The organism is Anaplasma platys, from assembly GCF_012790675.1.
Lineage (GTDB): Bacteria > Pseudomonadota > Alphaproteobacteria > Rickettsiales > Anaplasmataceae > Anaplasma > Anaplasma platys.
Map to the genome: position 1 here is coordinate 716070 of NZ_CP046391.1, position 25274 is coordinate 741343.

12 protein-coding genes are annotated in these 25274 nt (G+C 44.0%); 6 read left to right on the forward strand and 6 right to left on the reverse strand.

Annotated features, from left to right (window positions below; translation table 11 throughout):
- The first annotated feature begins 397 nt into the window (after positions 1–397).
- The 3 genes from gatA to prfB all read left to right on the forward strand — a co-directional run bounded on the left by gatA (position 398) and on the right by prfB (position 5778).
- Positions 398–1873: an Asp-tRNA(Asn)/Glu-tRNA(Gln) amidotransferase subunit GatA gene (gene gatA / locus ANPL_RS02900; protein WP_169193278.1), complete on the forward strand. Its 1476-nt coding sequence runs from the start codon at positions 398–400 to the stop codon at positions 1871–1873.
- A 1809-nt stretch (positions 1874–3682) separates the two neighbouring features.
- Positions 3683–4420: a YebC/PmpR family DNA-binding transcriptional regulator gene (locus ANPL_RS02905; RefSeq protein ID WP_169193631.1), complete on the forward strand. Its 738-nt coding sequence runs from the start codon at positions 3683–3685 to the stop codon at positions 4418–4420.
- A gap of 199 nt (positions 4421–4619) precedes the next feature.
- Positions 4620–5778 (forward strand): peptide chain release factor 2 gene (gene prfB / locus ANPL_RS02910; protein WP_169193279.1). Its coding sequence is split into 2 segments (ribosomal slippage): positions 4620–4682 and positions 4684–5778, totalling 1158 coding nucleotides; the frame shifts between segments, so codons are not numbered across the junction.
- Between the two features lie 141 nt (positions 5779–5919).
- Here the strand turns inward: prfB and ANPL_RS02915 are convergent.
- The 3 genes from ANPL_RS02915 to ANPL_RS02925 form a co-directional block, all read right to left on the reverse strand.
- On the reverse strand, positions 5920–8592 hold the full coding sequence (locus ANPL_RS02915; protein ID WP_169193280.1) for a hypothetical protein: 2673 nt from the start codon (positions 8590–8592) through the stop codon (positions 5920–5922).
- Positions 8593–9206: 614 nt separating this feature from the next.
- Positions 9207–9926 (reverse strand): 16S rRNA (uracil(1498)-N(3))-methyltransferase, encoded by a 720-nt coding sequence (locus tag ANPL_RS02920; RefSeq protein ID WP_169193281.1) that lies wholly within the window; start codon positions 9924–9926, stop codon positions 9207–9209.
- A 33-nt stretch (positions 9927–9959) separates the two neighbouring features.
- Positions 9960–10427: a peroxiredoxin gene (locus ANPL_RS02925; RefSeq protein ID WP_169193282.1), complete on the reverse strand. Its 468-nt coding sequence runs from the start codon at positions 10425–10427 to the stop codon at positions 9960–9962.
- A 767-nt stretch (positions 10428–11194) separates the two neighbouring features.
- On the opposite strand from ANPL_RS02925, the gene ileS reads away from it, so the two are divergent.
- The gene (gene ileS / locus ANPL_RS02930; RefSeq protein WP_169193283.1) at positions 11195–14515 is read left to right on the forward strand and encodes an isoleucine--tRNA ligase; all 3321 of its coding nucleotides are present in this window, start codon (positions 11195–11197) and stop codon (positions 14513–14515) included.
- A 110-nt stretch (positions 14516–14625) separates the two neighbouring features.
- Here ileS and nuoI read toward each other — a convergent pair whose 3' ends face one another.
- The 3 genes from nuoI to ANPL_RS02945 form a co-directional block, all read right to left on the reverse strand.
- Positions 14626–15096: an NADH-quinone oxidoreductase subunit NuoI gene (nuoI, locus tag ANPL_RS02935; RefSeq protein WP_410518190.1), complete on the reverse strand. Its 471-nt coding sequence runs from the start codon at positions 15094–15096 to the stop codon at positions 14626–14628.
- 23 nt (positions 15097–15119) lie between these two features.
- Positions 15120–15806 carry a signal peptidase I gene (gene lepB / locus ANPL_RS02940; RefSeq protein ID WP_169193632.1) on the reverse strand — a complete coding sequence of 229 codons (687 nt, stop codon included), beginning with the start codon at positions 15804–15806 and terminating at the stop codon, positions 15120–15122.
- A gap of 64 nt (positions 15807–15870) precedes the next feature.
- The gene (locus tag ANPL_RS02945; protein ID WP_169193633.1) at positions 15871–16323 is read right to left on the reverse strand and encodes a HesB/IscA family protein; all 453 of its coding nucleotides are present in this window, start codon (positions 16321–16323) and stop codon (positions 15871–15873) included.
- 1108 nt (positions 16324–17431) lie between these two features.
- Between ANPL_RS02945 and ANPL_RS02950 the strand changes: the two genes are divergently transcribed.
- A complete protein-coding gene (locus ANPL_RS02950; protein ID WP_169193285.1) occupies positions 17432–22720 on the forward strand; it encodes a hypothetical protein in 5289 nt (1762 codons plus the stop codon).
- A 13-nt stretch (positions 22721–22733) separates the two neighbouring features.
- A complete protein-coding gene (locus ANPL_RS02955; RefSeq protein ID WP_169193286.1) occupies positions 22734–24620 on the forward strand; it encodes a hypothetical protein in 1887 nt (628 codons plus the stop codon).
- The last annotated feature ends 654 nt before the right edge of the window (positions 24621–25274 follow it).

Sequence of the window (25274 nt, forward strand, 5' to 3'; positions counted from 1 at the left end):
ATGGTGCGTGCTAGGCAATAACTTCTTGCTTTATCCCCTCCAACCCCTGCAAATGAAGGGGTGATCGCACTTCTCCCTTTCCCTTCAATGGCACAATAACTAGGGGAAGGAGTCCGCTTGTAAGGACATTCTGATTTTACCTGGCATCCACATATTTTCTGCGCATTTCTATCGTGCTTCCTACAAATACGCTAATTGCTCTTGAGCATGCTGCGCGCGCATAATCATTTCTGAAATGTAGTCATGCATAAAAGCTTTATCCTTGCAGTAGTTCCGCCATAGACCACGCGTAGGGTGAGCTGTTACTTATAGTACACAGCATTGACTAAATCAGTTGCCTTGTGCTCAAAGTGTGTTAACCTCCCATCACATCTGCGCACTTTGTGGCCTATTTTATATGAAGAAAGAGCTGCTCAAGCTTTCGATATTGGAAGCACATGATCATTTAAAAAAAAGAGATTTTTCCGCGTCTGAGTTCGTTGAAGCATATGTAAAGGAGATGGAAAACGAGCAGCTGAACGCATTTGTTACAAAAACGGCCGATTTGGCTTTAAAGCAAGCAAAGGAAGTGGACGGTCTGCTGTACCGAGGGGAAGAAATATCTCCATTGGCCGGAATGCCCATTGGAGTGAAAGATCTATTTTGCACAAAAGGAACACGCACTACGGCTTGCTCAAATATCTTGAAGGACTTCGTACCCACATATGAGTCTACTGTCTCTTCTAAACTATGGGAAAACTCGGCAGTAATGATGGGAAAACTCAACATGGATGAATTTGCCATGGGGTCCTCAAATCTCAATAGCTGCTTTGGACCCGTAAAAAATCCGTGGAAGGGGCCAAATGGCGAAGACCTGATTCCCGGCGGGTCATCAGGGGGGTCCAGTGCAGCAGTAGCAGGGCTTCTCTGCATTGGTGCAATAGGAAGTGATACTGGGGGCTCCGTTAGGCAGCCTGCGGCGCTGTGTGGTATCGTCGGAGCAAAGCCTACATATGGCAGATGCTCAAGGTGGGGCATGATAGCATTTTCAAGCTCATTAGACCAGGCGGGGGTGCTTACTCGCAGCGTGGAAGATGCTGCGGTAATGTTACAGGCTATTTGTGGATATGATAAAAAAGACTCCACATCCGCAAAAGTTGACGTCCCTAACTTCTTGGAACGAATAAATTACGACATTAGGGGAAAGCGCATCGGCATTTCAAAGGAGTGTGCAATTCCCGACAATAAGGAAAAAGAAGATGCCGCCAAGATGTGGGATTTAAACATAAAATTTCTGCAGGATTGCGGTGCTGAAATTGTAGATATAAGCTTGCCACACACCAAGTATGCATTGCCAGTTTACTACATAATATCCCCCTCAGAGGCTTCGTCTAACCTATCACGCTATGATGGCATACGATACGGTACGCGCAATGAAGGCGAAACCGTTGACGAGATGTATGAGCTAACACGGAGCACCAATTTTGGAGAAGAAGTAAAGAAGAGAATCTTGATTGGTGCACACGTGCTGTCGTTAGGATGTTATTATACCTATTTCCGCAGAGCGCAGCAGATCAGGCATGCAGTCATTAAAGATTTTGCTGAGGCGTTCAAGAAAGTAGACTTCATACTCACAGTTGCCGTACCTCGAAGTGTTATAGGCATAGACGAAAAAATGAGCGCTATCGACATCTACTATAACGATGTGTACACAGTCCCCGCAAGTTTGGCGGGATTACCGGCAATTTCTGTTCCTGCTGGACTATCTAGCTCAGGCAATCCGATGTCGCTGCAAGTCATAGGCAACCATTTTGACGAAGGAGGGATGCTTAATGTCGCAGCCGTAATACATAAGCGTTCGGGAGACCTATTAAAACATCTACATGGATACTAGCGCAGGAACAGCTGGACGGTTACTTGACGACCCCACATAAGAGCATCCCAAGAGGCAATAACTGAAGCGTGGTGCTCATCCGCGTAGCATAGGTAGCAAGCGCACCAGCATGCCAAGGCATCCACTTGAACACTTTGCCACTAGCTGAAAGTCTACTTACAATAACCACATAAAAGTACGATCAGCAGGAAGTAAGAGCGTGGGACTCATTCATGTGGCATAGGTCTCCTAACGCACGCTAGCATGCTGTAGCATCTACGTGTACACAGCCAGTAGCTGAAATATAATACCAACAACCGTAACATAAAATATCAGGGACAAACATTTAGCATGACGCTAGCTGCATACAAAAGCGTCTTCCAGTACATAAGCATCTAAACATCTCACTACACTAGTATTCGAAAGTAAACTCACTTGGTTTCCACTGTAAGAAAATATCCCAAGGTAATGCGCTGAACATGGGGCTTTTTTCTTATAGCTGGCACACAAATCTGCAGTACCCATAATTTCGCTCAAATTGATGATCAACAGAAGAGAAATTCCGCTAAGTCTGCGACATGAAACCCACTTATTCTGAGGAAGACACGCCTTATAGCGGAGTGCCCTGCGCATCCACTAAAACCTCATGCCACATAGTATACAAATTCTGGGATATACCCCAACTAATTGGCTACTACATCGTAAACACTTAGTCATAAATCGAAACTCTTATGTTTAGCCGCAATAAAACATGCAAGGTGCTTTCTTGTCATGATACCGTAATTAGCTCTTGCTTAACTGCGATCTTTTCATGGATTTGTTTGGCCTTATTCCCATTCACAGCTCTGCAAATGGCTTTTAGAAATACCAGCAAGCGTGCCATGCTCCTTGATTTGGTTCTGGCAAAGAATTATTACAGCTTTTAAACATCGGCAAAGTTTGCATCTTATACCGCAGAAACTAATACCGTGTTTCATGACTTTTTTCACGCATAACAAACATTCAAAATTTGCGTTTTACATGCCTTGAATATTGCATTTTCCGTTGAATACACTTATCGGCCAGCCGCAATTAACAGTAGAACACAATACATATCTCTTACCAGGCTGCGCACCTTGGCCATGATGGCCATCGAACCAAGTTTTATAAGCTAACCTCACTAATACTCCTGCATCTAGTGTGCAATCATTGGCTTAAAGCAAAATTCGCATTTTGTAGGACCGACCTACCCTATAGTAGTCAAATACAGCTATGAAAATACCATGTAAATGGACACAAACTGACAACCCCGCAGAAAATCAAAAGTAATCCCAAAATCAACGCTCCTGAGTTCTTTCAGATCATCAAAAAAAACGCTGCCAGGTGTCTCAAATGCTGTTCATACTCACATTTAAGTAAGCTTACTGTCTCTTCTAACAGTCTACCAACCACACTGCAAATCTCTTTGTACTGTGATGAAGGTGCTCCCATTACTTACATACAAGAACTAGGACTATCGCTAAGGTCGATAGCCCAGCAAAACATGAATATGTTGCCTCAGCTTACAATAAGTAAGCCCGCTTCTACAGCCATGTTACAAGTCATATCCTCATCGCTGACATCAAGTGTATGTGGCGCTAAAAACCCTCTACCACAAATGCAAGTATCACAATCGATACAAAACAAAAAACTGCTTAGATGCGCTCCTCAGCGAACAAAACCAGGATAATAGTTATTGCCACTCCTGTTAAAATACTGGTAATCCTCTGTTATAGTTATTGCATAAGGATAGCAGAAGACTTAGACTGTTGGTGTTTACTGCCACATTATAGTGCATTGTGGGATGAGATTATGGCTGGTCACTCGCAGTTCGCAAATATAAAGCACCGCAAGGGCGCTCAGGATGCTAAGAGATCTAAGTTGTTCACCAAGCTGCGAAAGGAGATCATAGTGGCGGCACGCAGCGGGTCACCTTCTCCTGAGTTTAATCCGCGTCTCAGAGCTGCAATAGCATCTGCAAAAGCTGAAAATCTTCCAAAAGACAGGATAGAGGCTGCTATTAAAAGCGCACAGGGAAGTGCTGCCGATGATAGTTATGAGGAGGTGACTTACGAAGGTTATGGCCCTGGGGGCACTGCAATTGTGGTGCAAGCCCTAAGTAATAACAGAAATCGTACTGCTGGGGAGTTGCGGCACATTTTTACTAGGCACGGCGGGAAGATTGGTGAACGTGGTTGTATCACTTATCTGTTTGACCACGTTGGACTGATAGTATACAGCGCTGATCAGGTTGAGAGCTTTGATGCCTTGTTCGATGAATCGACTAGCATGGGGGCAATAGATCTAGAAGAGCATGGCGAGGGTGAGGATAGAGTTTTCAACGTTATATGTAACGTTGAGGATTTTGGCAAAATAAGGGATGGGCTATACGAGAAGTTTTCAGACGGTGTGGTTGCACGTTTGTCGTGGAGGCCAAAGCAGCGTGTTAAACCTTCTTCTGATGATGCATGCGCTAAGCTGATAAGTTTCCTAGAAGACCTAGAAGACAACGACGACGTACAATACGTTGAGGGGGATTTTGAGCTATAAGTTAATCGCAAGATTTGGCTTGCACTGAGGTCTGCTTACGCTCCTTGCTTTTTCGGGAGCTATCTGTTAGCATCGACTAGTTTCCTCATTGTGGCGTTTATGTTAAAGCTGCTGTTGTGCCTGGCTTTGCTGTGCATAGTGTTCAGTAGGTTAATGTCAAATAAAGTTTGAAAGTGTGTGTTGCTAGGATTAGTTTCTCATGAATGTAAAATCTGTAATCTTAGAAGAGATAGGAAAATTAAACGGCGAGTTGGCCTCTGTAGCGAGGTGTCTTTGACGTCTCTCGGTTAGAGTCTGAGCTGCAAAACCTGGAGGCTATTTGTGCATCGGAATCTCTGTGGAATGACTCTGAAAGGGCGCGTTCTGTTTTAGGTGAGAGAGCGAAAGTCCTTGATGCGTTGGATTCCTTTCGCACCCTGGAGAGAGAGTGTAGTGATCTGTCGGAACTTGTAGAAGCTGCTGATGATGACGATGAAGGTTTCATTGCCGAGCTCGCTGCAGGGTTGTCTGAGCTAAGAGAAAGAATATTGAGAAAGAAAGCTGAATGTATGTTCAGTGGCGAGGCCGATGGCAGTGGATGCTTTCTGAACATACGCGCTGGCGCAGGAGGAACTGAAAGCAATGATTGGGTATGCATGCTGTTACGCATGTACACCCGGTGGGCAGAAGCATTTCATAAATTCAATGTAGAAATTGTTGACTCTATCGAAGGCGAAGAGGCCGGACTAAAAACCGTAACACTGAAAATATCAGGACAAGGAGCCTATGGGTGGGCCAAAACGGAAAGTGGAGTCCATCGGTTGGTAAGAATATCGCCGTTTGACTCCTCATCAAGACGGCATACCAGCTTTGCTAGTGTAGAGGTATCACCAGTAGTTGAGCATGACATAGACATTCAAATCCTGGAAAAGGACTTAAGAATAGACACCTATAGGGCGTCGGGAGCTGGCGGCCAACATGTCAATAAAACCGAAAGCGCAGTAAGAATAACCCATATCCCCTCTGGAATGGTTGTACAATGCCAAAACAGTAGATCGCAGCACCAGAATCGCGCGGAAGCGTATTCACTGCTGAAAAGTCGTCTTTACGAAATAAAGCTGCAAGAGAAAGAACGGCAGATGACGCAAAATCATCAAAACAAATGTGAGATTGGATGGGGTCACCAAATAAGATCGTATGTGATGCACCCCTATAGGATGGTAAAGGACCTCAGAACCGGCCATGAAACAGGAAATGTCGACGCCGTTATGGGGGGAGACTTGGATTCATTCATTATAGCCACTTTAACGCGAGGTCAAGACAGCCCTTCTCCTAAGGCAGGAAAAAAAAGTGGAAAAACACCAGAAAAAGACACGTAAGCCGACACCTCTATGGTGACGGCAGAATTACGCTCTTGACAGAAGGCTTTTCTGCTGCGCAATGCTAGCAAAACCCACAATAACAAACAGCCCCATATACTTTGACAGAAAAACGGCAAAAAGCTGCACTTCATAAAAATTTTAAAGATTAGCAACCAATCTGGACTTCTGCAATCCGACAATGCTACAACTAGTAATAGCGCCCGGAATTGACTCCCCCCTGTCGCGTTCTACAGCCTCTTCTTGAGATAGACGTTTGCCATCCAGGGAGTGAAAAAGTTCGACGAAATCTACTAATACTTCCTCTGAAAAGCTCTGACTGAAACTGTCAAAATCTTTATCTGCAAGCTCAAACCTATGCGAGAACTTCTGATGATCGAACGGAAAACCGGGCGAGAAGGCACACAGTGAATGAACACAAGAAGAAAGTCCCCTCACCGGCTCCTTATTGTTTTTCCAGAGAAGCACAATATTATCAACAAACTCCTTCCTGTCCCCAACTATATGCTCAGAGCAATGCTCCAAAATGGTGTCAAAAGTTCTCCAATAGCTTTGGTCATTACACAAGAGTCTATACGCACCACATTTAAGACATTTAAGAAAATCCTCCGATAAACCCCGGCATCCCTTACCCATAGAAGCCATTGAAACATATGAGTCAAGATATGCTAGCGGAATATCAGGACGATTAGCCTTGGCAAAAACTTCCAATAAACGCAAGTAGGATTCCCTAGTAGCAAGCTGAAACTGACATTTTAGTACGTAACCCGCCTTAAGTGATGGTAGTGCTGCTGTAATGGACAGCTTGGCAATTTTCATACTTCCTGCAGTGCTCGCTAAGGCACTAAGCAATGCCAATCCTTCCTTCTGCCCCTCCGCACCCTCGATTCTAAAGAGTGTGCACCTATCAGGCAATGCAGCGTTCGAATCAACAAGTGATATTTTGTACTTATGAGACGGGATAGTCGAACCATCGACACTTAAACTATTTCCGTTAAACCCAAATTCAGATGGATTTGAAGACGCACTAAACGTTCTAAATACGGTTTCATTTCTGGAATTAATACACAGGTACAGCTCAGGATTTTTCGCCCCAGAAGCTGCCTTATCCTTAGGTAAGATAGGAAACGCTGCAGAACATCCAATAGCAACTACCGCAATCAAAGCAACCGGCACAAGTAACCACGGGACAACAGCACTTGACACTACACCAGGAACACATATAAGAACTACAACACTTATCAATGCTACAAGCGCAACGGAAACAGTGACAATGAAACAATACTTACGAATAAACTCCGCGCCTCTCTTCTTGCCATACGAGTGCGTATCACTCACAGCTGTTTTATCTATCTTTCCCATAAGCACATCATCCGCGGGAACCACATCGCCATAACCTCCTACGTGTATACCACTCATCCTGCTGTCAATCATAACTCTGTCACCAAAACTTATGATATTGACCTGACTTGGCGTTGGCTCTGCAGTAAGAAGTCTAAAATATACTTCCGCAAGACAAAAATCCGCAAATGCCGTTTTTACCACTTTCTGTTTCTGCTCATCACTCCAAGGCTTTCCACTTAAAGCATTACCCAGAATCTCACTTCCGGAAAGCCCTTGGCCGATTGCTAGATCGTAAGCTCTATTGTACATAGATAAAAAGCCAGAGAGTACGCTCACGTCCTGAATTTCAGGTTCATACGCATCTGCAATACTTATGTGATATCCAGAAAGGAACTTTAGCCTTGAGGCCACATGCTCGTATTTTTTGCATGTTTCTAAAAAACCCTCATCAATTCCTGTGATTCTATCCAAATCCTCCAAGCTTAATGTATCATCACTACCGGCAAGAGCCTTATCAATCGCTAACGCTTCTATTACCTCCTTAATAGTCTCTTTAGAGTGAACACCACCCCCAGACTCTAAAAACTCCTCTACATGCTTAACTAGACGGCTACGGGTCAATGCCCCCGATGAGGAAACGCCCGCAGCACACGCATTGGCAAACGACCGTTTGGACAAATACGTAAATTCTGAGTCATTGAAGCTCTCAGTTATACCCTCCATTCCTCCAATTACCTTGGAGGCATCAGAGACAAATGCCCTATGCAGCTCTTTTGACATGCATGGAAAAGATTTGGCATGATTCAAGAGGAGTGAAAGCACCCCGTATTCGCGCTCATCATGAAGCAATGCAAGTCCGTCAAGAGAGCTTGTGAAAAACTGAGTGCTAAACCGGAAGACACCACCTTCAAGTGAAGCAGCTCCGCTGATAGCAGCCCTCTTGATGTACCAATCTATGTAGCGACCGATAAATTTGCCACATGCCGATACCATCTTTAGCGTTAAAATGCTATCCGTCTTATACGCCCCAGTAAAGGAGTCTAGGCCCTTGATACCACTAGACAGCGCATCACTAATGAAACCAAAAATACCTTTCAGCCCCTCTGGACCCTCCGCACAAAGTTTTACCGTGGCACGTACGTTATCTTCAGCAATCCTTGGAGCTTGAATCTTCACAACGTTCGAATATTTGGCACACAACGATGCAAATAAGGAATCGGCATCTGTATCGAGAATAAGCCTAGGCACGGAGTCTTCTACCTTGTAGCAGCAATCCGGTTGCAAAAAATACGCGTCCACGGCCTGGTAGTCCTGGTTATTGCCTATTTTGACCACGCCGTCCCTTGAAAGTCGAACTGACCCCAGTAGATTGCTCCTCGAGTCTCTATAAAATGACAACTCACCAGCAGAGGGAAAATCAACCTCACGGTCACCGCCATTAGGACGGATAGCAAAACACAACTTAGCCATCTGATACACCAAAAAAACTGCTTAAAGAATAGCGACATCCCACGTGACTGAGGCTCACATAATAACAAGCCAACTGTCCACATCGCCAAAAAATGAACGCTGTAATCCCTCAAGCTAACAGAATAAAGCACTTACAAACGCCCTACTCGCGAGCGGGGACCACACACTCTTATTATACGTATCACGTCAGGTGGATTACGGCAACTCTAAATTGCTTGCACCGTAAAAGCTCACATGCCATCAGGCCCAGGCCTTAGGCCAAATAAACCACCACTATGCGGTTTATGAATGCTTCTATGGAAAATTATAGAAAACAAGAACGACCATATAAAAGCAATTCCAATGAACGTGTGCACAACTCGCCATATAGATGCTACGCACGTTTGATTAAAGGCAAACCTTATGGCCCAAGACTAGGAAGTCATAACAAAATTTCTGTCCTAACAAAAAAACGCCCAAGTCCGGGAAACACCACAAATACAGCACTATGTAAAGGTTACCGCTGCTACGACAGGCTTTAAAAATACAGCTGTACCCACACTTACTTTGGCTTAGCTTATGGCTTGTGTTGCGAGAAAACCGCTGTAAAGACTCGGCGCTGCAACACCGTGCGTTCATGACAAGCAATGCTCATTAACATACGAAAGTGCTGCTACTACTGCAGTGTCAACTCTTAGCACCCTAGATCCTAGAGACATTTTTCCGGCAAAGGCCTCTGAATACAAAAGTTCTTTTTCAGAAAAACCGCCTTCTGGTCCTATAACAATGCCTAAATTTTCCACCCCACATAACACTCTAGCTGGAGCTTCACCCTTGCCTGTCTCATCACATAGAATCAGCTGACTTTCCAAATCCCTCAGATCGTAAAAGCCCATTGTTTCCTTAATCACCGGAACATCTTGCCTGCAACACTGCTCCGCAGCTTCGACAGCCCATTTCCAACACTTTTGGATGTTTATATTCCTCACAGAGGAATACTCAGTAAGCACCGGTTGTATGACGGTAACTCCCATCTCTGTGGCTTGCCGCACCACACTACGCATGGTATCAGGCTTGATAAGAGATATGCACAGAGTGAGGTCGGGAGTTTTCATATACTCTCCAGACAAAGCCTCCACTCTCAGCAAAACCCCACTGCGTGAAATCTCTTCTATTATACAAGTCCAATCACCGTAAGTACCGTCAAAAAGCATAACTGCATCGGAAGGCTTTGCCCTCATGACATCGCGTACATAATGAGCTTGATCTCCCTTGAGAGTGAGACTACACCCCTCCTTTAGCGACATTTCATTATAATGCAGCCGGATTTTTACCTGTTTTTTCTTTTGAAACATCCCGTAACTCACTTAGCCACCGCTTGGCAAAAATTAAATCTCGGCAAGAGTACCAAGCACTTCTTCCACATGGCCAGAAACCTTAACATTTCTCCAAGCTTTTCTTACGATGCCGTCTTTGTCTATTAAAAAGGTGGACCTTTCTATACCCATGTAAGACTTGCCAAACATGCTTTTTTCCACCCAAACACCGTACGCAATGGCCAATTGCGCATCAGTGTCTGCTATAAGATCGAAAGGCAATTCATGTTTTTTGCGAAAATTCTCGTGAGAGCTTATGCTGTCCTTAGACACACCTATAATCACAGTGCTCAAGCCCTGAAATCTTGCATGAGCATCACGAAAGCCCTCCGCCTCTCTTGTGCACCCCGGAGTATCATCCCTAGGGTAAAAATACAAAACAACATTGCTTTTTCCCAGATGAGGCAACAAAAACTGCGATGCGCTCATAGCATCTTGCTCAGAAAATCCCGGAGCCTTACCTCCTTCTTTAACTCCCATAAAAACCTCTAAAATTAGGATAAAGGACAGCAAATGATACACACAGGCTCTAGTATTCTCAAACTAATATCTAGGATGAAAAGCTACAGGAAATGCCAGTAGCATGGGCTAATTATACGGAAATTTTTGGTATTTTACAGATGGTTATATATAATATATGAGGTGAGCTATTAATGTTGGCTAAGGCTTAAAATATCGATTTTAAAAGTATGTTATTATCTAAATTTAAACTTTAACTTTATAGCTGATATTGATACGTCCAAATAGAACCTGATCATCGTATTTAACTTGGAAATACGGAAGCGTGAGGCCATATCCAGACGCTTTACAAGCTGAGCGCAATTATTCATCAAAAACAATGTCTACGCTACGTAATGGAAACAACCGCACTTTGATCACCTGCAGGACCTCGCAAGCGGCAGTCTGCAAAAAAGTGGCATACTTCCTGTCCTATAATGCAGTTGTATAATAACAGTGCGGCTCTGCATGATGATCTGAATTCTTCTTGGGAATCTAACAATGCGCCACTTAGGTCGCGAAATGATAAGCGCACCGCGGACAACATAGTGTCAAGGATAGCTCAAAATGGCGCAGGAAAACACCCACTGTTTGCCATTAAAATAGCACTTTATCAAACATCAACATCTGGCATTTTTTTTAGTGCATACCATAAGTTGCAAACCGCTGATTTCCCCTCCTATAGGAAAAATAACTTTAAATCCTGACGAAATGTCAGTATACTGTGGAGTTAAGAAGTACATAGGAAAATGGTCGTGAGACGTTATCCAGACGTAAGTGGTAGCCCCGCATTTCCTGACATAGAAAAGGGGATACTTTGCTACTGGGACAGCAGAAGAATCTTTGAAAAATCCGTAAAAAATAGACCAGCTGATAAGTGCTATGTCTTCTATGATGGCCCTCCATTTGCCAATGGGTTGCCGCACTATGGGCATCTGCTCACTGGCTTCATAAAAGACGTAGTAGCACGCTACAAGACTATGAGAGGTTATAAAGTAGAAAGAAGATTCGGATGGGATTGCCATGGCCTGCCCGTAGAAATGCTGAGCGAAAAGGAGCTCAAAGTATCTGGTAGAACAAATATAGAAAACTTCGGGATAGAGAAGTTTAATGACCATTGTAGAAGTTCTATAATGAGATTTACTGAACAGTGGCAGGATTATGTTACTAGACAAGCCCGTTGGGTTGACTTTAAAAACGGCTACAAAACCATGGATAAGGACTTCATGGAATCAGTTATCTGGGCCTTTCATGAGCTATGGAAGAAGGGGCTGGTCTACGAGTCACTGAGGGTTGTTCCATATAGCTGGGCATGCCAAACGCCTCTATCGAACTTTGAAACTAAGATAGACAACGCTTACAGAGAGAAAGTAAGTAAGACCGTAACAGTAAAGTTTGAACTACAGGAAAAACCTGCTTTTGCGAGAAGTGATATAAAGTCTTACAAGCTCCTGGCATGGACAACAACTCCCTGGACGCTAGTGGCTAATTTGGCGTTGGCCATAAATACCAGCATAACCTATATAGCTGCGGTGATTGACAAAGAAATGCTGATATTTTCAGAGGGATATCAAGAGCAATTTAAGCTATTCTGTAAAAAAAACAACCTGGATAACGTAGAGTTTGCCAAGATTGATGGAAAGCAGTTGGTATCAACGCGGTATAAGCCACTATTTCCATATTTAGCAGATTGTGAAAATGCCTTTCAGGTATTGGATGCTGAGTTTTTCACTGAAGACGCGGGAACTGGAATCGTGCACATAGCTCCGGGCTTTGGAGAAGACGACTTTATTTTGTGCAAGAGATACAACATTCCAAATGTCACGGGAGGGGCTTCGCGTCTGTTGTCAGTAATATGCCCAATAGATGACGCGGGAAACTATACTTCGGTTATCACGCATTTTGCGGGGTTAAATGTGTTCGAGGCTAATGACCCGGTAATAAAGTATCTAAAAGAACGAGGGTCATGGTTTGAAACTGGACAGTATATTCATAACTACCCCCACTGCTGGAGGACTGACACGCCTCTAATCTATCGAGCTATGTCATCATGGTATGTGGAAGTGACCAAGCTCATAAGACGCATGACTGAACTGAACGACAATGTTAACTGGATACCTGATCACGTTAAGGATGGGCAGTTTGGCAAGTGGTTGGCTGGAGCCAAAGATTGGTCCATTTCGCGAAACAGATTCTGGGGAGCGCCAGTTCCTGTGTGGAAATCCGACAATCCTGAGTATCCAAGAATAGATGTATATGGTTCGATAAAGAAGTTTTCCCCTGATGTTCGCGCCTTGGAAGAAGATTTTGGCCCGATAGAAGATTTACATAGGCCATATATAGACCAGCTGGTGCGCCCAAACCCTGATGATCCCACTGGCAAGTCGATGATGCGCAGAGTGCCTGATGTCTTAGATTGCTGGTTTGAGTCTGGCTCAATGCCCTATGCTCAAGTGCACTATCCCTTTGAAAACAAGGAGAAGTTTGAGGCAAATTTCCCAGCCGATTTCATTACTGAGTACATAGCTCAAACCCGCGGTTGGTTTTACACATTGTTTGTTTTGTCTACAGGCATATTTGATAAAAACCCGTTCCAGAACTGCATTTGCCATGGTGTAGTACTAGACATAGAAGGGCAGAAGCTTTCGAAGCGGCTAAACAACTATCCTGACCCAATGGAAATGTTCGAAAGATACGGGGCAGATGCGGTGCGCTTTCTCATGCTTTCCAGCTCCGTATCCACTGGGGGAGACATGCTCCTGGATAAGAGCGGCGAGATGATACGAGATACACTACGTGGTGTCATAAAACCTATTTGGAATAGCTATTGTTTCTTCACGGTATACGCGAATGCAGACGGCGTTCGTGGTAAGTTGCTTGATACAATTGACCATCTAGGCAACATCATGGACAGATACATTCTTTTCGAGTGCATGGAGCTAGTGAAAAAGGTAAAAGGCTCTATGGAAGCGCAAAATAGGAACGAAAAAGAGGGTTTAACTCACGATCCATACGACATCAAGCTGGCATGTGCGGAGCTAGTGCATTTTGCTGACAAGTTGAACAACTGGTACATCCGTAGGAGTAGAGAGCGCTTTTGGTCTTCTGAAAAATCTGAAGATAAGACTAGCGCATATGACACGCTGTACACCGTGTTGTATTACTTCGTCCGTGTTGCTGCACCGTTTTTGCCATTTATCTCAGAAGCTATATGGTTGGGCCTTGACTTTGGACTTGAAGAATCGGTGCATTTAACAGATTTTCCAGACTATAACGCACTGGGAGAAATTAGTAGTAAGCACCTGGAAAACACGAAAAATATGCAGCTGGCTATGGATGTGTGTAGCCATGTTTTATCCCTTAGGAATGCTCATTGCCTACGCGTCAGACAGCCGCTAAAAAGCCTGCGTATCTATCCTTATATGTGCCCAGAACTTGCAAACTTGCCACCAGAATACAGAAAAGTCATTCTGGAAGAAGTAAACATAAAGGAACTTACTGTTTCGGAAGACGCAGCTACTGTTGCGAATTTTGACCTTAAGCTGAATTTTTCTATGCTGGGGAAAAGAATCCCAGACAAAGTGAAGAGTATAATCCCACTCATGAAACAAGGGTCTTGGCAGGTCCTCAACAATGGGGATCTTTTGCTTGGCAATACACAGGATGAAGGTTGCATCGTACATAAAGACGAGTTCTCAATGAATCTAAGGGTGACCGATAAATGTTCATGCCCCATTATCTCACACGGAGCTACGATAGGAGTGGTAACCATAGATCCAGAAATAACCCACGAGCTCTTGCTAGAGGGAATCGCCCGTGACATAGTAAGGCTGATACAACAAGCTCGCAAGGACCATGGTTTAAGCATGCTAAGTATGGCTGAAGCAGTAATTGTGACGCATAATAGCGATACTGACAACGCCCTGGAAGCATGGATGGATTTCATCACGAAGCAGACCTTACTGAGTTCACTTACACGCGCTTCTGCCGAGAATTTAAACGCATATTCATCAGGATACACTAGGATATCCGCAAAAGAATTTGACGTGTTCGTACGTGGGACGCCGTAGCGCTCCAGCCTTGAGCGATATGATTATGATCTCATTAAATGTGGCTAGACACCGCCTCACAATGCTTAGGGAAGGAAACGCAAAACTGAGAATAAATCAGCTATCTTCGACTAATAGTAAGGCCTGTTCTTGCTGATACGATACCTGATAGCGTCTTCCCATACCTCACCATTGGACAATAGCTTCTGCTTGTTGTACATGAGCTCCTCCCGAGTTTCGGTAGCGTATTCAAAATTTGGCCCCTCCACAATTGCGTCAACAGGGCACGCCTCTTGGCAAAAGCCACAATAAATGCACTTGGTCATGTCAATATCATATCTGGTCGTTCTACGACCACCATCATCCCTTTCACCAGCTTCTATGGTAATGGCTTGCGCAGGGCAAATCGCCTCACACAGCTTACATGCTATACAAATTTCCTCCCCACTATCGTATCTCCGCAACGCATGCTCACCACGAAACCTGGTACTTAAGGGCCCCTTTTCGAGCGGATATCCAAGCGTAACTTTTGGTTTCAGCATTGCAAGAAAGGTAAGTAGAAACCCATGCAGCATCGACCGCATCGATCTACATAAACCCATCAGACGAGCAAGCAACTTCATTTTCACCGCACTTTTTGGAAAACTCTGTCTGTCCTAATTTTAAACGGGAAGCCCTTATCATTCCCTTGAAACGAGAGAACAACTACTAACGCTTTTCCTACTATGTTGTCTATAGGAATATTGCCCACTTCTGTAACAAAACGACTATCCCGAGAATCATCCCTATTGTCACCGAGAACAAAGATGTGCCCTTCAGGCACTCGATATACTGGCGTATTATCTAGCGTGCTATTTTCGCGTTCATCAAGCACCTCATATGACTTTCCATTGTATAAGGTCTCAATGTAACGCTTTACAACTTTCTCACCATCAACAAAGTCAGCTGCTCTTTCATAGCTCATTTCTTTCCCATTTATGTACAGGTGCCCGTTTTTGAGCTGAACTTCATCTCCAGGAAGTCCTACAACTCTTTTTATATAGCTCACTTTCGGATCCGAAGGTAAGCGAAACACAACAACATCACCCGCTCTAGGGGGAGTATAAAACACCCTACCCTTGAAATTTATAAATGGCACTCGCGTCAACAATGGGACAATAACTGCTGAATACCTACTATATCCATAGCTATACTTTCCAACGACTATGTAGTCCCCAACAAGAAGAGTGCTCTTCATGGAACCAGAGGGTATGTGGAAAGGCTCAAACGCCAAACTACGAAAAAGAGCTATCGCCAAAAGCGAAAGGATCAGGACCTTAGGTGCCTTAAACGAACTCCAATCCCATCGCCTAAAGAAGGAGAGAAGAGAAGGCTTATCACAACGAGAAGCTGTTGCCACATCCACAACCAAATTTTACACCAGGATTGTTAACAACAAACCTTGAACCATTCATATCTTCAACATAGTCTATGGTGGAGTTCTTTAAAAACTTCCTGGAACAGCGATCAATAAGTAACAAGGGAACTCCATCCTCAGCAGATACCACAATATCCGATGCTCCACCTACAACATCGCCCTCTTCATCTTCGTCTTCTTCATCCTCATCGTCGACATCCTCGATTTCAGAATCACAATCGTCATCTTCATCATCGACTGAGAGGCTGCCACCACGAACTTCAGTAGTGAACTCATACTTAAACCCAGCACAGCCCCCACCTTGCACAGAAAGCCTCAATAAAGACGGCTGCTCTTCTTTTTCCAACACAGATCTAATCTTGCTCACCGCACACTCAGTCACAGTAAGCCCCAAGCTATCCACACTGGCCATAAAATAACCGCCCACCAAAGGTGGCCCCATTTTAACACCAATTTGCTAAATGTCAAACATACATGCTGCCTTGTCCAGAGTTTAATATCTATATTAAATACCAATACTACCCGAAACTTCACATCTCCCACTTTCTACTTACACAAAACTAGCCTGAGCCCATCCTATATCCAAACACGTTCTCTTAAAGTGTTGTTAGTTGCCACATGTTCATAAGTTCATAAAATTACGTTCATATCTAATAGAGACCAGCCACAGAAAATATGCTTGAACGCCGACAAGATGCCTGAGACGAATTTGTAATGACACTCCAACCTAATAGTCTAAAAAGGGAGCTTAAAAGGCACATGGCTTTTGCCTGCTGGAATACGTTGTGACGAAGTTAAGGAACGGCTTGGTAATGTGCGTGTTGCATTACACAAAATATGCAGCTCCATCGCGGATATTGTAACAGCACACTGCCGTGCATTATGCTACGTCCTCTAGACTGCCTATACTCATTTGCAACACACATAGAACAGCTACACACGAAATATCCATAAATTGGCGTGTACTTCATCGTCTGAGCCCCATTGGCAAAGTTGGTCCTTTGCCTAATAAGGGAATATCTGGCCTTAAATTCCAGTACAATAATTTGGAAAACACAGTCTGCAGGATCTCTGATGATAATCAGCCAATTAGCTGAAACACACTAGGCACCAAAACGGCGTTTTTGCTACATAAAGCAGCAGTTTCTAACATAAAAACAACTGAACTATTTTACGGAGCCTCATTAGAGTTATATGCTGGGTAGTCCTAAAAACACCACAAACACATTCGCTTAAAATGCAGCAAGATAGATATAGAACTCACAAATACAAAGAAGACCCGAAGCTGGCCACAAAAGTCTCACAGGTACTGCACTATGGCACTGCGGAAATTCCATGAAAAACTCAGCGCCATAGAGCTGGAAAGAAAAATGTAATTGGAGCATGCATAATGCATGCACATAACAATCTAAAGTCAATTGTCTCTACGGAAGACAAAAATTGCCTAGTTTTTAATAAAATGTATTTTATGTTCCAAATAGTAGTAAAATTGTGGCATTGGTTCAAAGCGAACTAAGAAAATGGCTCACAAAGTGGAGAATCATAAGACACAACAAAGCAATTTATCCCGTCGAGCTGATATAAGGTCTGCATTTCCTAATGCCGGAAACAGTGATGAAGAAGTAATTTATCATACAAGACGGGATGGTTCTACATACCAGATAAGGACTATAGAAGATCCACACACCACCATGAAAAAGGTACTTGACGATGTACTCAATGTGGAAAAGCGTTCGTTCCTCGTATATAACACGATTCGCGATTACCAGGGCTATGAAATAATTGCGGCACGTCTAAAAAGAGACACATCTTTGTTGCAAATGTCTGAAATTCCCCACGTATGCGGAATAAACAATACAAGGATGTCTGAGGCCATGGCCATAGTGGTAAGGAAAGCAATGGCAATGCTGCTAGATAAATCTTTGGAGGAAGCACATGACGATATAAGACACATGTACGAGTCTGCCGTATCAGTTGTCGCATCCCTAACTGGCTCAAGCAAAGAAGATATAAAAGAAAAAAACCACACAGCCAGTAGGGTGATATCTCAATTACTTGTACTAGATAAGTACTTAATGTTTGCGAAGGAAAGCCAACCTCTTCAGCCGGACCTACGCTTCTTGCAGTTACAGATGCTGACCGAAGCATGTATGGCAAATTTAGAAAAAAATGGCATTAGCAATGAATCCTGCTCGGAAGTGTATTCCGCTTTGACCATAGCTGCAGATGTTGCAACTGGTCTTCTCGGAGACAAACATGGCTGTACAATCGGACTTAAAAACTGCGCACAGGATATACGTGAGCAGATTTTACAATGCGCAACTGAAAAACCACTTGGACACACAGGGTCTGACGCGTCACAAGCAATAACCCTAGACCATGGCGACATATACTCTGCGCTACCTTCCGTGCCACCCTCCCCCGACGAAGCCATGACTTCATACCTAAACGCTACGGAGGATTATCTATGTGAGAAAGGCCAAAGCCGCAGAGCGGAAATAATAAACCATTATAACTCGCATGCTGGCACCTATAGCAACACTCCCTTGAAATTCCTCAAACCAAACGTTGACCATTTTAAAAAAATGCAACCAAAACCTTTTTTTGATCGGTTGTCTGGATTGCTTTCTGCTCTTGCAAGTATTGAAAACCCTATCGACTATGCGCAGCCATTCGACCACCATCTTCCTCACCCTCCGGGAAGGACTAGCTGCTTAATGCACGCTTGCCCTGACAGCTGGCACACCCTCAAAGTCGCCTATAATGCACTGTTACTCGTAAATGAACTTCTTAAAAGTGGTTATCGCACAGATGCCATATATAACAAGGTTTTGGAACTCTGCTCTAGCTTAAGTAGTGCAAGGGAAATCAACGGTTTCACAAGCGTGGTGTACTCATTGGTGCGTTTACACCTCATTGAAAGTGGGGCTTTTTTAAAGAGTGGGCAAGATTTCGGGAAAGACGTTACTGCATTGCCTCCAGATGGCAGCGATTCCAGCGCTCAATCAGCAATGCAGCAACGTCAAGATGAACCCGGGATACGTCCATTTCCAGAATATAAACTACGGGGGCTAGAAATGCCGGAGCTTCAGCCCTTAAAGAACACGGGCCAGCTGCGCACTTATCTAGAACAGAGCAATCTGGCTCTAGAATGCATTTCTAAAACAGTAGAAGATCGCAAGACTCGTATGGAAGAGATGTCCGACTCTGAACACAGGTTGCTCGCAGACATCAATGCAGCATCAGAGGCTGTTAATAGCACTATTGCAATAATATCTGCTACCGAGAGTAACAGCAATCAACAGGCATTATTCATGATGCAAGTTATGGTTGCCGATCTGCAAGAGAACTTAGAAAGAACACAAAAAAAAGACGCCATAAAAGAATATCAAAAACGCGCAACACCGTTAATTCGAGCATGTAGCAACAAATTGCTCTCACTGCATAATGTGGACGAAACTGTTAGGGTTTGTGCAGAAAACATTATAAACCTTGCCAAGGAGACTATCCTTATAAAGTCAGAACCGGCCCATGGAGAGCACTCTCCAACACATAGATCGGCCAGTGAAACCCAAGTTGCTACTCTGTCCAATTCCGCAGCTAGTCCACTTCGGCAATCAGAACCAATACCTTCATCCATTGCCGCTAACTTAAAACAGTGCAAAAAACTTGTCGATAGGCTGGAAAATATAGTCAACGTTGAGTGTCCCATAAGAAGCGCAGAAAGCGTCATCCGCAATTTTAAACTCGCTTTTTCACGCGTGGCACATGCTAAGTCGCTATGCGTTGATGCCGATGCTTACTGCACATCGCTTAAGAGCGCATCCTCTATTATATTAGGAGCATTAACAACGATAGGCAGCTTAAAGCCCCCTGTCTCAGTTACTGCATCAATGACGTTGCTCAACAGCATCAAGCGCTGCGCAAACATGCTAGATATAGCGCTACAAAATGCCCTCATCGAAGAAACCTGTACTCACAGAAAGACACTGTTGCTGCAAGCACAAAAAAGTGCCGCCGAAGCTCTGAATACGCTAAAGTACGTCGATACAAACTCTGAAGTCATAAAAGGGTACTCCATTGCTAAAATTGCCCGGGATGCTTTTGAGTCTTGCAGAAGAGACCTGAGTACCGTTCACAGCTTTCAGGCTACGGAAAGCGAGAGAGCTGCTGATACAGGTGCATCTTCACGCACATATAATCTCCACTTACAAGCAGCGCTGTCAGCCAACATATCAATAATAGCGCTACTTACCCAGCATGCAACGTCATGGAGCAAGGATGCTTCCAGGGAACATTTGGGGAAAGGCCCCACCCTCTGTGATATTACCAAGAGGGAAACATTGCTGCTAAACCTCTACGAAGCCTTGCAGAGCATGCAACGCGCCAGTAGGTGTTTTGAAGAAGATCCACCAACTGCATTGTTAGATTCGTGTAAAGATTTAGAGAGATTAATAAACACACATGTGTTCGCGGGAATTGCCTTTACCGATCCCGAGAAAGGCGCCAAAAGTATAGATAAAATATATGCAAGAGCTCCGCGCCTGCTAGAGTTGGTGCAGGAGTCACAGGAATGCGAGCCATCAAAAACAGCAGCCATGGAGGCTATAAAACAGGCATCCGTATTGCTAAAAAGATCTTCATATGCACTGAAAAAAGAAGTGGGTTATCCACAAGCTTTGTATTCAGAAGGTTCTGGAATAGCAGCATTTCCGAGCGAGATTTCAGACCTAACAGTACGACAAAAAGACACCTGTGATCCCCAGTTGATCGACATCGTGGAATCGGGACAACAATCGAGCCTCAGTCGTTGGTTTTGCAAAACCATTGTCTCTTTAAAGCAGGCACTCTTTCCAAGTGCACTTTCCGAAGATGAAATATCAAATTCAATCAAAGGTTCTGTAGAGAGCATAGGGCTTTTGCTCGAAAATATGAGACAATACTCTTCGCAAAACACGAGCGCAAAAGCACAGCCATGGAAGAATATGGACAGCTTCTGCAGCAGGAGCCTGGAGCTTGCAAAGTTGTCCCTGAAGAGCAAAAGGTACACTGATATCCTAAATGCGGAATGCCATTGTATCGGAAGTATATCTACGATTGATAGCGAAAAATCATTACCGCCGATCAAGCACAGCAAGGTCCAACTAAAACAAATAGCTCAGCTAAGAAACGAGATCTCTTTCCTGCGAAAAGAGCTCCATGCCTATGCGGAGAACAGAAAAAGCTCGGGGGAAACCCAGCCGCAATACACTGACCTCTACACATCTTGGGACACACTGAGCGCTGCATGGTGGCAACATAATCGGGGACTTGTAGGCCTTAAACAAGTCGTGAAAGAGATGAAGAGTGTTTATGGAAGAAACGTAAGTATTAAAGCGCCTGTTGAACTTCTTGAAACATTATTTGAACAACAAGACTGGGAATCCATAGACTTTATCTGTAATAATTGCATTGTGTGTAGCGCCAATGGTGATGCGGTGCATCAAGAGGTTTTTGACCTTTTTCAACGCAATCTACGCAATGAGCTGAACGGACACAGTGACTTTCCTGTGGCCATCAAGCCCCAGGGGTTTGTGGATAAAATTATGACGCTCTTCAGAAAGGAAACTCCTAAAAGCCGTGATGACGTACCACTTTTCTTGAAAGCACTGATAAAAAACTCATGTTCCAAAAACACATACTCCACCGGTGATTATTATTACCAGCTTCCCAGATGCAAGATAGATTCCATGATATCAAGCTTGTATGCAGTCCCCGAAAATCATCATATTGCTGCGTTCCTTCTGTACAGTTGCTCAGGAGGAAGCTTAAATACATCTACTCTGGTAAAATGCCAGTCTACTGAAACTATATACGGTTTCTTTAACAATAATCAGGAATTTCACAACGTAACGTCTGGAATTCAGGAAGCTTCGTGGAAATCTGAACAGTATCCACCCGCAACCAACCATGCACTGGTGAGTCGCAAGGCAAGACATCTTTATGCTGCTACATTAAAAGGTTTTTTGCCTGCTAAAGCTAGGAAACAACTTTCAATAACACAAAAACTTTTTTCTAAAATTAGATTCCTCGGCAAAAACACCGCACCGCAAAATAGGGCCCAAACTTTCCATTCTCATCCGTTAAAAAGAGAACAAAGAAAAATTGTGCTAAATGGGGTAGACATCCTCACAGGAGAAGTATACTACCCAGCTGAAGCGAATTCTGATGGTAGCACACAATGCGCAGATTTACAGGGAATCGCTGCAGAACCCCACGGTATACGTGCTGCCAGCACCAACTCAATGTCTCCGCCTACCTTTTCTCCTACGTCTTCGTTTAGTAGCACACCTATATTTTTTGACAGTATAGCAAATAGCATAACCCCTACGACGGAAGAAGGATCTATAAACAGCATACACTTTGTGGGAACTCTGTCCGAAATTGCTGCGCCATCGCAATCTGGAAAGCGAAGTAGAAAAGTGTTGACTGTGAGCAGTAATTGCGGCACCGGTAAGCAGCAAGGTGTCTCCGCAGAGCAAGGGAACAACGGAGGTTTTGGGGGGCCTGCGAAGCTGGTGATTACGCTTTCAACGTGCACGCAGTCTTCTGAAGTTCTAGAGAAAAGTGAAGCTGGGTCTCAAGTGCGTTGCGAGGCTGGCAGCACCATTATCACAGAATTGCCCAGGACACACTTTGATGAAGAGAAGGAAAACGAAAGGAAAGAAATTGATAGCGCGCAGCCAAGCACAGTTTTTACTTCCGGATGTATAGTTAGTAGGCATGGTGCAAGGGAACACAAAGTAGACATGGGGGAAAGACGACTGTGAGGAACAAAAGAAAATGACAAGTGAAACGCAAAGATTTTTTCGCCCCCAATCAGAAAATTCTGCTCGGGAAATACCGATACTTACTCAAGAAGAGGTAGTATGTATCACGAGTGAAAGTGAAAAACCGTCACTGGACTTAACGGTATACGCCATACGTGAGTGCCTTGGTCAAACAATAGAATCGATATCACGCGCTGCCGAGTGTTTTGAGTCTAAGCAATACGTAAGGGGGATACATGAAGCAAAAAAGATCCTGCAGGAATTATACTCCGTAGTCTTTGACCCAAAGTTTGACTTTACCTCACGCGCCTGTGTCGCGAAAGCGGTGAACAAGCTCTTTTGTAATCTCGTTAAATTTTATGAAAGCCTTGGACTGCTGTTTATGGCTTCAAAGGAACACTGGGAAGCCGAAGAAACAAAAATGGGCATCGTCCACAATACCCTGGAAGGCATTGTTGAGACTATAAAGCTCATACAACAAAGCACTTGCGTTCCGGCAAAGCGTGATGCGGGATGTCCCACAAATGCTGTGCACTGTATAAAGAGAGCGCAAAATATTTTGCTCAATGCGTGCCTGTTTTCACAGTTGCCGGACAACACAGAAGACGGTATGAAGTTCGTCGCTGCTCTCAGAATGTCCATGATATTATCTAGTGTTATTACAGATTCAGCAGTCTTCACTAAATACAACGCCGATGTGGCATCATGCTCTACTTTCTACATGAAAGCCGCATTAGAAAGGCTAAAGCGATGTCGCGACTTCGACGGCAGATGCAGAATCTTCGACAAATTTTCTGACATTGTCTCCTTGATCGCATACTTCTGCAATGATGCAATGAAAAGCTGTGGTAATAGAGAGATTTATACCCCAGGACTTCGTGGACGCATCGACCGCAAATCGTCCATTCTAATGAATGTTTTGGAAGCAATAGTGCTTTCAGGGGCATTTCTCTCATTGGACTCAGGTACAACAAATCCAACACAAAGAAACGCAGATACCCAAACCAAGATGCAGGAAATTCTGCATAATATAATATATGCGTACCATACTTTAGTCGAACAGGATTGCCCCAACGCTTGTAGGAGAACTATCACTAAACTTTTGTTCAATGGAGCCTATATAAAACTGGAAAAGTTACACAACGATAGCTCTATTACAAGCACTAACCGCAAACAGTTGGAGAGAATCATCGTCACTGTTCGCCGGGCTCTGGATAAAATAAATCCCGATAGTCCCCTGTATTCGAAAATCTGGGATAGCAAAATATCTGGCCTTCATCAGTTTCCAGGAGAATTCCCACGTGATGGGCGCGAGTTAATATCCCTGCCCGAAACCCCTGACTTCAGCGCCGGTCAATCACGTATAAAGCGCATACGAAACGCCGTTGTAAGTATCCTTAATCGCCTATTTTCTGTTGTAGGAAAATTTTGGAACCGTATAAAAGAGCGTTGCCGAACACTCTGGAAGTCATACGATTCTATATCACTCATAAAGCACGGCAGCGCAATTGAGGAAGATCAAAGATCTTTGATGGACTCTTCCAAAATGCTTCTAGTACAAATGCAAGAAAGGAGAAAAAAGGAAAGGATGAACTACATCACAGTAGAAGCAGAAGTGCATGCCCTCCCGGAAGGTTTTCACAGTAGTAACGATTCTTTACCAAATCACACTGCATCATCAGCATTGCTACACTCCTATCATGAAACAGCCCCTCCAGAATCTTGCATACTGGCACAAGTTCGCACCTCCCCCAGCAGCGTAGGCCCTGATAGCACGTCAACTGTTACCCATGGTGCACAAGTGTTCGCTCAGAGTTCTTCGGTTGCTGAAAGCCCCACACCAACAGTTACTAACATAACAATAGACAAGATTGCTTCTAGAGGACAGAATGCGACATAGCAGCTTTAGTAGCTCGGAACTATGCACCAAAGCTGTAGACGCACCCAGAATATACTTAGGCTCTCATTTTAGAAAATGCACTCCATACAAAATCGATCAGAATTGAGCAAAATAACAAAAAGTGCTAGTCAAGACTCCAGCAAGGAGAGTGGTGCAACGGAGCTTTGACTTATCCAAAGCGCTGGTTACTCAAGCATGAATTACTCATTCATGAGCCAATGCACTGGCAATATGCGCGCTTATGCCACGCTCCATCGATTCCATATCTTCACCACCGGAATGATGGTCACCTGGTGAGATTTAACATGCTGCAGTGACAGCAAAGGACCCTATCTAAGTTCGCCGGAACAACACACTACTTAGAACTTGCCTTTATAGATGATGCGCTAAAAACCTATGACCACAAAAGAAATTCCGGCAAGTGAAGCCGTATAAACCACTATGTATATAGAAAGAGAGAGACCTTTTACAGGGGTTAGAACAAACACAATCTTCTGTTCGCGATTTTGTAACATGCCGGGGCAGGATATGCGGCGACAAGGTGATCATTTGATGACGACCCGATCAGGGCTGGCTAGGTACTGCAGAGGGAAAGATTGACACTGCTCAGGGTATGGAGGGAGACAAGGATTGGTAAATAGCCTTGATCCAAAA

Excerpts from the sequence above, each read along its gene's own strand:
- ANPL_RS02905 (WP_169193631.1), top strand. The coding sequence starts at position 3,683 with ATGGCTGGTCACTCGCAGTTCGCAAATATAAAGCACCGCAAGGGCGCT.
- ANPL_RS02915 (WP_169193280.1), bottom strand. The coding sequence starts at position 8,592 with ATGGCTAAGTTGTGTTTTGCTATCCGTCCTAATGGCGGTGACCGTGAG.
- nuoI (WP_410518190.1), bottom strand. The coding sequence starts at position 15,096 with ATGGGTTTATGTAGATCGATGCGGTCGATGCTGCATGGGTTTCTACTT.
- gatA (WP_169193278.1), top strand. The coding sequence starts at position 398 with ATGAAGAAAGAGCTGCTCAAGCTTTCGATATTGGAAGCACATGATCAT.
- ANPL_RS02920 (WP_169193281.1), bottom strand. The coding sequence starts at position 9,926 with ATGTTTCAAAAGAAAAAACAGGTAAAAATCCGGCTGCATTATAATGAA.
- ANPL_RS02925 (WP_169193282.1), bottom strand. The coding sequence starts at position 10,427 with ATGGGAGTTAAAGAAGGAGGTAAGGCTCCGGGATTTTCTGAGCAAGAT.
- ileS (WP_169193283.1), top strand. The coding sequence starts at position 11,195 with ATGGTCGTGAGACGTTATCCAGACGTAAGTGGTAGCCCCGCATTTCCT.
- ANPL_RS02945 (WP_169193633.1), bottom strand. The coding sequence starts at position 16,323 with ATGGCCAGTGTGGATAGCTTGGGGCTTACTGTGACTGAGTGTGCGGTG.
- ANPL_RS02950 (WP_169193285.1), top strand. The coding sequence starts at position 17,432 with ATGGCTCACAAAGTGGAGAATCATAAGACACAACAAAGCAATTTATCC.
- ANPL_RS02955 (WP_169193286.1), top strand. The coding sequence starts at position 22,734 with ATGACAAGTGAAACGCAAAGATTTTTTCGCCCCCAATCAGAAAATTCT.